The sequence below is a fragment of the uncultured Winogradskyella sp. genome, assembly GCF_963975125.1.
GTDB lineage: Bacteria > Bacteroidota > Bacteroidia > Flavobacteriales > Flavobacteriaceae > Winogradskyella.
The window spans coordinates 1-7,698 of sequence record NZ_CAXBGB010000110.1; the positions used below are offsets into that span (position 1 = coordinate 1).

The 7,698-nt window shown below is 33.7% G+C and carries 15 protein-coding genes; all 15 read left to right on the plus strand.

The window, feature by feature from the left end; all coding sequences use genetic code 11:
• Positions 1–102: 30S ribosomal protein S8 (gene rpsH / locus AAC053_RS12860; RefSeq protein ID WP_339757390.1), on the plus strand; the 102-nt coding region annotated here is incomplete at its 5' end.
• Positions 103–114: 12 nt separating this feature from the next.
• Positions 115–657 (plus strand): 50S ribosomal protein L6, encoded by a 543-nt coding sequence (gene rplF / locus AAC053_RS12865; protein ID WP_339757362.1) that lies wholly within the window; start codon positions 115–117, stop codon positions 655–657.
• Positions 658–667: 10 nt separating this feature from the next.
• Entirely contained in the window at positions 668–1,024 is a 357-nt protein-coding gene (gene rplR / locus AAC053_RS12870; protein ID WP_339757365.1) for a 50S ribosomal protein L18, read from the plus strand.
• Positions 1,025–1,030: 6 nt separating this feature from the next.
• On the plus strand, positions 1,031–1,555 hold the full coding sequence (rpsE, locus tag AAC053_RS12875) for a 30S ribosomal protein S5 (protein WP_339757368.1): 525 nt from the start codon (positions 1,031–1,033) through the stop codon (positions 1,553–1,555).
• 13 nt (positions 1,556–1,568) lie between these two features.
• Positions 1,569–1,748 (plus strand): 50S ribosomal protein L30, encoded by a 180-nt coding sequence (gene rpmD, locus AAC053_RS12880; RefSeq protein ID WP_339757371.1) that lies wholly within the window; start codon positions 1,569–1,571, stop codon positions 1,746–1,748.
• A gap of 16 nt (positions 1,749–1,764) precedes the next feature.
• On the plus strand, positions 1,765–2,217 hold the full coding sequence (rplO, locus tag AAC053_RS12885; RefSeq protein WP_296385691.1) for a 50S ribosomal protein L15: 453 nt from the start codon (positions 1,765–1,767) through the stop codon (positions 2,215–2,217).
• A 9-nt stretch (positions 2,218–2,226) separates the two neighbouring features.
• Positions 2,227–3,591 (plus strand): preprotein translocase subunit SecY, encoded by a 1,365-nt coding sequence (gene secY / locus AAC053_RS12890; protein ID WP_339757376.1) that lies wholly within the window; start codon positions 2,227–2,229, stop codon positions 3,589–3,591.
• 9 nt (positions 3,592–3,600) lie between these two features.
• Positions 3,601–3,816, plus strand: coding sequence for a translation initiation factor IF-1 (infA, locus tag AAC053_RS12895; RefSeq protein ID WP_007094967.1), 216 nt, complete (start codon positions 3,601–3,603; stop codon positions 3,814–3,816).
• Positions 3,817–3,869: 53 nt separating this feature from the next.
• Positions 3,870–3,986, plus strand: coding sequence for a type B 50S ribosomal protein L36 (gene ykgO, locus AAC053_RS12900; protein ID WP_008269159.1), 117 nt, complete (start codon positions 3,870–3,872; stop codon positions 3,984–3,986).
• Positions 3,987–3,988: 2 nt separating this feature from the next.
• The gene (rpsM, locus tag AAC053_RS12905; RefSeq protein WP_339757378.1) at positions 3,989–4,363 is read left to right on the plus strand and encodes a 30S ribosomal protein S13; all 375 of its coding nucleotides are present in this window, start codon (positions 3,989–3,991) and stop codon (positions 4,361–4,363) included.
• 106 nt (positions 4,364–4,469) lie between these two features.
• Positions 4,470–4,853, plus strand: coding sequence for a 30S ribosomal protein S11 (rpsK, locus tag AAC053_RS12910; RefSeq protein WP_299125463.1), 384 nt, complete (start codon positions 4,470–4,472; stop codon positions 4,851–4,853).
• A 216-nt stretch (positions 4,854–5,069) separates the two neighbouring features.
• A complete protein-coding gene (gene rpsD / locus AAC053_RS12915) occupies positions 5,070–5,675 on the plus strand; it encodes a 30S ribosomal protein S4 (RefSeq protein WP_339757381.1) in 606 nt (201 codons plus the stop codon).
• A 94-nt stretch (positions 5,676–5,769) separates the two neighbouring features.
• Positions 5,770–6,762 carry a DNA-directed RNA polymerase subunit alpha gene (locus AAC053_RS12920; protein ID WP_296385713.1) on the plus strand — a complete coding sequence of 331 codons (993 nt, stop codon included), beginning with the start codon at positions 5,770–5,772 and terminating at the stop codon, positions 6,760–6,762.
• 77 nt (positions 6,763–6,839) lie between these two features.
• The gene (rplQ, locus tag AAC053_RS12925; protein ID WP_339757386.1) at positions 6,840–7,313 is read left to right on the plus strand and encodes a 50S ribosomal protein L17; all 474 of its coding nucleotides are present in this window, start codon (positions 6,840–6,842) and stop codon (positions 7,311–7,313) included.
• A 138-nt stretch (positions 7,314–7,451) separates the two neighbouring features.
• On the plus strand, positions 7,452–7,698 hold a 247-nt coding region (locus AAC053_RS12930; protein WP_339757388.1), incomplete at its 3' end, for a carbamoyl-phosphate synthase domain-containing protein.

Below are 7,698 nucleotides of genomic sequence, written 5' to 3' on the forward strand. Positions count from 1 at the left end.
GGTTTAGGTATTGCAATTGTTTCTACATCTCACGGAGTGATGACAGGTAAACAAGCGCAAAGAGAAAACGTTGGTGGCGAAGTATTATGTTACATATACTAAAAACAGGAAATTATGTCAAGAATAGGTAGAAACCCAATAACAGTTCCTGAAGGTGTAACACTTGAGATTAAAGATAACGTAATTACTGCAAAAGGTAAATTAGGTGAGTTGTCTCAAGAGTATTCAGATATTACTATAAAACAAGAAGACGGTACTATTACTTTAGAGCGTTCTTCTGATAAGAAAGATTTAAGGGCAAAACATGGTCTATATAGAGCATTAATTGCTAATATGATAGAAGGTGTTTCTAAAGGTTGGACCAAAGAACTAGAAATGGTTGGTGTAGGTTATAGAGCATCTAATCAAGGGCAAAAATTAGATTTAGCCGTAGGATTTTCTCATAACATTGTTTTGGATATTGCTCCAGAAGTAAAGGTAGAGACGGTCTCAGAAAAAGGTAAAAATCCAATAATTAAACTAACATCATTTGATAAACAATTGGTAGGACAAGTCGCTGCTAAAATACGTGGCTTTAGAAGACCAGAACCTTACAAGGGAAAAGGGATTAAGTTTGTTGGTGAAGAAATTAGAAGAAAAGCAGGTAAATCAGCTTAATAATTAAGTTATGGCATTGACAAAGAACGAAAGAAGAATAAGAATTAAAAGCAGAATCCGTAAGGTAGTATCTGGTACTCAAGCAAGACCTAGATTAGCTGTTTTTAGAAGTAATAAAGAAATTTATGCTCAAGTCGTAGATGATGTAACTGGTAAAACAATTGCTGCTGCATCTTCAAGAGATAAAGACATTGCTAAGTCTAAAGGAAACAAAACAGAAACTGCTACCTTAGTAGGTAAAACTGTTGCAGAAAAAGCTATGAAAGCTGGTGTTGAAACTATTTCTTTTGATAGAGGTGGTTACTTATATCATGGAAGAGTAAAATCATTAGCTGAAGGAGCTAGAGAAGCAGGACTTAAATTTTAAGACATTATGTATCAAAAATATAAAAACGCAGAATTAGTAAAACCAGGCGGATTAGAATTAAAAGATCGCTTAGTTGGTGTACAGCGTGTAACTAAAGTAACAAAAGGAGGTAGAGCATTTGGTTTTTCTGCTATTGTTGTTGTTGGTAATGAAGAAGGTGTAGTAGGACATGGATTAGGCAAATCTAAAGATGTTGCAACTGCAATTGCTAAAGCTATAGAAGATGCTAAGAAGAACTTAGTAAGAATTCCTATCATAAAAGGAACATTACCTCACGAGCAAAAAGGTAAGTTTGGTGGAGCTAGAGTTAATGTTATCCCAGCTGCACCTGGTACAGGAGTAATTGCTGGTGGTGCAGTTAGAACAGTACTTGAAGCTGTTGGTGTACATGATGTACTATCTAAATCTCAAGGATCTTCTAATCCTCACAACGTAGTTAAAGCAACTTTTGATGCTTTATTGCAATTAAGAGATGCAAAGTCTGTAGCTAAAGAACGTGGTATTTCACTTGAAAAAGTATTTAACGGATAATCGATAGGATAAGATGGCAAAGATTAAAGTAAAGAAAGTAAGAAGTGCAATCAATCGTACTAAAAGACAAAAGTTAACATTATTGGCTTTAGGTTTAAAAAAGATTGGTCAAGTAGTAGAGCACGATGCCACACCAAACATCCTTGGTATGGTTAAGAAAGTTGAACACTTAGTTTCTGTAGAAGAAGCTTAAAAATATAAACTTAAAAATGGATTTAAGTAATTTAAAACCTGCAGAAGGTTCAGTAAAAAATCAAGGAAAGCGTATTGGACGTGGTCAAGGTTCTGGTAAAGGCGGTACTGCCACTAGAGGACATAAAGGTGCAAAGTCGCGTTCTGGTTATTCTAAGAAATTAGGATTTGAAGGTGGTCAAATGCCATTACAAAGACGTGTTCCTAAATTTGGATTTACAAATATTAACCGTGTAGAGTATCAAGGTGTAAACTTAGATACATTACAAAAGTTAGTTGACGAGAAGAAAATTAAAGGTAGTGTTGATTTTGAATCTCTTGTATCTATGGGATTAGCTGGTAAAAATGAGCTAGTAAAGATATTAGGTAGAGGTGAGTTAAAAACTAAATTAACAGTAACTGCTCATAAATTTACTGCTACGGCAAAAGCTGCTATTGAAGCTGCTGGTGGTGAAGCTGTAACTTTATAAGATTATAGGATGAAAATAATAGAAACATTAAAAAACGTTTGGAAAATCACAGAGCTTAAGGACAGAATTATTCTAACCTTAGGTTTGCTATTGGTTTATCGATTTGGTGCACAGGTTGTATTACCTGGTATTAATATTGATGCTTTAGGTGGTTTGCAAAGTGGGACTTCAAGTGGAATATTAGGCTTATTAAATGCCTTTACAGGTGGAGCATTTGCTAATGCATCGGTCTTCGCATTAGGTATTATGCCATACATATCTGCATCTATTGTAGTTCAGTTAATGGGTATTGCGATTCCTTATCTACAGAAGCTTCAAAAAGAAGGAGCAAGTGGTCAAAAGAAGATTACTCAAATTACACGCTGGTTAACAATAGGTATTAGCTTAGTGCAAGCACCAGGTTATTTGGCTAGTATACCTTCTTTATCAGGCGCACCTTCAATGGGTTCAATGTTGTTACCTGGTTTTAGTGAAAATATTTTCTACTTTTCATCAGTAATTATTCTAGTAACAGGTACCGTATTCGCGATGTGGTTAGGAGAAAAAATCACAGACAAAGGTATAGGTAATGGTATTTCATTATTAATTATGGTTGGTATTATTGCTACTTTACCACAATCTTTTGTTCAGAATATGTATTCTCGACTTGAAGGTAGTAACGGTGGTTTCATGATGATATTAATAGAATTAGTAATTTGGTTTTTAATTATATTAGCATCTGTGTTCTTAGTTATGGCTGTACGAAAAATTGCTGTACAATACGCAAGAAGAACTGCTTCTGGAGGATATGAAAAGAACGTGTTTGGTTCGCGTCAATTTTTACCTTTAAAGTTAAATGCTTCTGGTGTAATGCCAATTATCTTTGCTCAAGCGATTATGTTTGTTCCAAGTTTAATTGGTGGATCTTCATTTATGAAAGATTCAGCTGCTGGGCAGTGGATGCAAACAAATTTTTCAGACATGTTCGGATTTTGGTATAATCTTGTTTTTGCGTTATTAATTATAATATTCACATATTTTTATACTGCAATTACAGTACCTACTAATAAAATGGCAGATGATTTAAAACGTAGTGGCGGGTTTATTCCAGGCATACGTCCAGGATCTGAAACCTCTGAATATTTAGATAAAATAATGTCACAGATAACCTTACCAGGTTCAATTTTCCTAGCTTTAATTGCTGTGTTCCCAGCGTTTATAGTTAAGTTAATGGGAGTTCAACAAGGTTGGGCATTATTCTTTGGAGGTACATCACTTTTAATAATGGTTGGTGTAGCTATTGACACAATGCAACAGATTAATTCTTATTTATTAAATAAGCATTATGATGGCTTGATGAAAACAGGTAAAAATAGAAAAGCGGTTTCGCAATAATATAATACTATGGCAAAGCAAGCGGCAATTGAACAAGACGGTACAATTATAGAAGCATTATCTAATGCTATGTTCCGTGTGGAATTAGAAAATGGTCATATTGTGACTGCACATATCTCTGGTAAAATGCGTATGCATTATATTAAATTATTACCAGGTGATAAAGTAAAATTAGAAATGAGTCCTTACGATTTAACTAAGGCTCGTATAACTTATAGATACTAATACGATGAAACCGTAAGGTTCCATCTTACAATAGTTGTAAATAAAAAAACAAGATGAAAGTTAGAGCATCAGTAAAGAAAAGAAGCGCAGACTGTAAATTAGTGCGCAGAAAAGGGAGACTTTACGTCATTAACAAAAAGAATCCTAGATTCAAACAAAGACAAGGGTAATTATGGCAAGAATTGCAGGTGTAGACATACCAAAACAAAAAAGAGGAGTGATCTCTTTAACTTATATCTACGGAGTAGGTAGAAGTAGATCAAAAGAAATTTTAGCTGCTGCTAAAGTTGACGAAAGCACAAAAGTACAAGATTGGACTGATGACGAAATCGGAGCAATCCGTGATGCCGTTGGTACATTTAAAATCGAAGGTGAATTACGTTCTGAGATTCAATTAAACATTAAGCGTTTAATGGATATTGGGTGTTACAGAGGTATTCGTCATAGAGCAGGTCTTCCATTAAGAGGGCAACGTACTAAGAACAACTCTCGTACCAGAAAAGGAAGAAGAAAAACTGTTGCTAATAAGAAAAAAGTAACTAAATAATAATTAAGACATTAGTCATTAGTAATGAGACGTTAGATGAATCTGTCTGAAATGTAAAAGTCTAGGATTCTAACAACTAAATGCTAACAACTAGAAACTAAAAAATATGGCAAAGTCAAGTACTAAAAAACGTAAAGTAATTGTTGATGCAATCGGAGAAGCGCATATTACTGCATCCTTTAATAACATCATTATTTCTTTAACTAATAAAAAAGGTGACGTTATTTCTTGGTCATCAGCAGGAAAAATGGGCTTTAGAGGTTCTAAAAAGAACACTCCTTATGCTGCGCAATTAGCTGCAGAAGATGCTGCAGGTGTTGCTAAAGAAGCTGGTTTAAAGAAAGTAAAGGCGTACGTAAAAGGTCCTGGTAACGGAAGAGAATCTGCTATCAGATCTATACACAACGCAGGTATTGAAGTATCAGAAATTATCGATGTTACTCCATTACCACACAATGGTTGTCGCCCACCAAAAAGACGTAGAGTTTAATCTGAACTTGTTTCAGATTCTAATTAAATTTTAGTTAGATAATCTCACATAAATTATTAAGTAAACTAATATCATTCATATAAGTATTGATATTAGTTTATTTTGCATAAATTTGCAAACTGAAAAATAAATAACAAGTATCAACAAGAGGTAAACATTTATAGAAGGATAAGCTTAAGACCTTAATTTTATAATTACTCTTAAAACAAACTTAAAATGGCAAGATATACTGGTCCTAAAACTAAAATAGCTCGTAAATTCGGACAAGCTATATTCGGAGATGATAAAGCCTTCGAAAAAAGAAACTACCCTCCTGGTCAGCACGGAGCTAACAAGAGAAGAGGTAAAAAATCTGAATATGCGATCCAATTAATGGAAAAGCAAAAAGCTAAATATACTTATGGTGTATTAGAAAAGCAATTCAGAAACATGTTTAAAAAAGCAACTGCTGCGCAAGGTATTACTGGTGAAGTATTACTTCAGTTATGTGAATCTCGTTTAGATAACGTGGTTTTCAGAATGGGAGTTTCTCCAACAAGAAGTGGTGCTAGACAATTAGTTTCTCACAGACACATAACAGTAAATGGTCAAAAAGTAAATGTACCTTCTTACCAATTAAAAGCTGGAGATGTTGTAGGTGTTAGAGAAAAATCTAAATCATTAGAAGCTATTCAGAATTCATTAGCTAATTCTAGCAGTGTTTACGAATGGATTACATGGAATAACGATACAATGAACGGAACTTATGTTTCTGTTCCTGCGAGAATTCAGATTCCAGAACAAATCAACGAGCAATTTATCGTTGAACTTTACTCTAAATAATAAATTAATCATATTGGTATTTAGCCAAAGGGTTTATTAGTCTTCTTCATACTTATAAATCGCGCAACTAAATAACAATTAAAAGAAGAAAAATATGGCAATATTAAATTTTCAGAAGCCCGACAAAGTAATCATGATTGATTCAACTGATTTCGAAGGTAAATTTGAATTTAGACCTTTAGAACCAGGATACGGATTAACAGTAGGTAATGCTTTAAGACGTGTTTTATTATCTTCATTAGAAGGTTTTGCAATCACATCAGTTAGAATAGAAGGTGTAGATCATGAGTTTTCTACAATTTCTGGTGTAGTTGAAGATGTTACAGAAATGATTTTAAACTTAAAGCAAGTTAACTTTAAGCGTCAAATTGATGAAATAGATAACGAAACCGTTACTATTTCTATTTCAGGTCAAGATCAAATTACAGCTGGTGATTTTCAGAAGTTTATTTCTGGTTTTCAAGTATTAAATACAGATTTAGTAATCTGTAACTTAGATCCAAAAGTAAATATTAATATGGAGCTTACTATTGAAAAAGGTAGAGGTTATGTTCCTGCTGAAGAGAATAAAAAAGCTTCTGCACCAATCGGAACGATTTTTACAGATTCAATTTACACTCCAATAAAGAATGTAAAATATAGTATTGAAAACTTTCGTGTTGAGCAAAAGACGGATTACGAAAAATTAGTTTTCGAAATTAGAACTGATGGATCTATTAATCCTAAAGACGCTTTAACTGAAGCTGCTAAAATATTAATTCACCACTTTATGTTATTCTCTGATGAGCGTATCACTCTTGAAGCGGATGAAATTGCACAGACCGAAACTTATGATGAAGAATCACTTCACATGAGACAACTATTGAAAACTAAATTAGTTGATATGGATCTTTCTGTACGTGCGCTTAACTGTTTAAAAGCAGCAGAAGTAGATACTTTAGGAGACTTAGTATCTTTCAATAAAAATGATTTAATGAAATTCAGAAACTTCGGTAAGAAGTCTTTAACTGAGCTAGAAGAACTAGTAAATGTAAAAGGCCTTAACTTCGGAATGGATTTAAGTAAATATAAATTAGATAAAGACTAATAATAATTTAAAACTAATCATATTTTGCTCCCATGCTAATAAGCATGGTCAGGTAGCAAGATGGTAAAACAAATGTCATGAGACACGGAAAAAAATTCAATCACTTAGGAAGACAAACAGCACATAGAAAAGCTATGTTAGCTAATATGGCTTGTTCTTTAATAGAACACAAGCGTATTAACACAACAGTAGCTAAAGCAAAAGCTTTAAAGCAGTTTGTTGAGCCAATGATTACTAAGTCTAAAACAGATACAACTCACAATAGACGTATCGTTATGGCTAAGCTAAGACAAAAAGATGCTGTTGCAGAATTGTTTAGAGATGTGGCACCGAAGATTGGTGATCGTCCAGGCGGATATACTAGAATCATCAAATTAGGAAACAGACTAGGCGATAATGCTGATATGGCAATGATAGAGTTAGTTGATTACAATGAACTTTATAATGCTGGTAAAGCAGAGAAGAAAACAACACGTAGAAGTAGAAGAGGTGGCAAGAAAGCTACTACAACTCCACCAGTGGAGACTAAAGCTTCAAACGAAGAAGAATAAATGTTAATAAGCATTAATAAATATCAAGGATAAACTGTTTCAGTTTATCCTTTTTTTTTGGAATTTTGTAAAACCCAGAGTTCTTTTTGGTCACTGAGCGTAGTCGAAGTGAAAATGGGAATCTTTTAAACACAACACATGAAATACAAACAAAGAAAAAAGGCACTTATTCTATTAGCAGACGGAACAATTTTCCATGGTAAATCTATTGGTAAAGAAGGTTCTGCTTTTGGTGAAGTATGTTTTAATACTGGTACAACTGGCTATCAAGAAATTTTCACAGACCCATCGTATTACGGTCAGTTGATGGTTACAACTAATGCACATATTGGAAACTACGGAACAAAGGAAGATGAAGTAGAATCTGATGATGTAAAAATAGCAG

Bases quoted from the DNA above. Each gene is read 5' to 3' on its own strand.
- rplF (WP_339757362.1), top strand. From the start codon at position 115: ATGTCAAGAATAGGTAGAAACCCAATAACAGTTCCTGAAGGTGTAACA.
- rplR (WP_339757365.1), top strand. From the start codon at position 668: ATGGCATTGACAAAGAACGAAAGAAGAATAAGAATTAAAAGCAGAATC.
- rpsE (WP_339757368.1), top strand. From the start codon at position 1,031: ATGTATCAAAAATATAAAAACGCAGAATTAGTAAAACCAGGCGGATTA.
- rpmD (WP_339757371.1), top strand. From the start codon at position 1,569: ATGGCAAAGATTAAAGTAAAGAAAGTAAGAAGTGCAATCAATCGTACT.
- rplO (WP_296385691.1), top strand. From the start codon at position 1,765: ATGGATTTAAGTAATTTAAAACCTGCAGAAGGTTCAGTAAAAAATCAA.
- secY (WP_339757376.1), top strand. From the start codon at position 2,227: ATGAAAATAATAGAAACATTAAAAAACGTTTGGAAAATCACAGAGCTT.
- infA (WP_007094967.1), top strand. From the start codon at position 3,601: ATGGCAAAGCAAGCGGCAATTGAACAAGACGGTACAATTATAGAAGCA.
- ykgO (WP_008269159.1), top strand. From the start codon at position 3,870: ATGAAAGTTAGAGCATCAGTAAAGAAAAGAAGCGCAGACTGTAAATTA.
- rpsM (WP_339757378.1), top strand. From the start codon at position 3,989: ATGGCAAGAATTGCAGGTGTAGACATACCAAAACAAAAAAGAGGAGTG.
- rpsK (WP_299125463.1), top strand. From the start codon at position 4,470: ATGGCAAAGTCAAGTACTAAAAAACGTAAAGTAATTGTTGATGCAATC.
- rpsD (WP_339757381.1), top strand. From the start codon at position 5,070: ATGGCAAGATATACTGGTCCTAAAACTAAAATAGCTCGTAAATTCGGA.
- AAC053_RS12920 (WP_296385713.1), top strand. From the start codon at position 5,770: ATGGCAATATTAAATTTTCAGAAGCCCGACAAAGTAATCATGATTGAT.
- rplQ (WP_339757386.1), top strand. From the start codon at position 6,840: ATGAGACACGGAAAAAAATTCAATCACTTAGGAAGACAAACAGCACAT.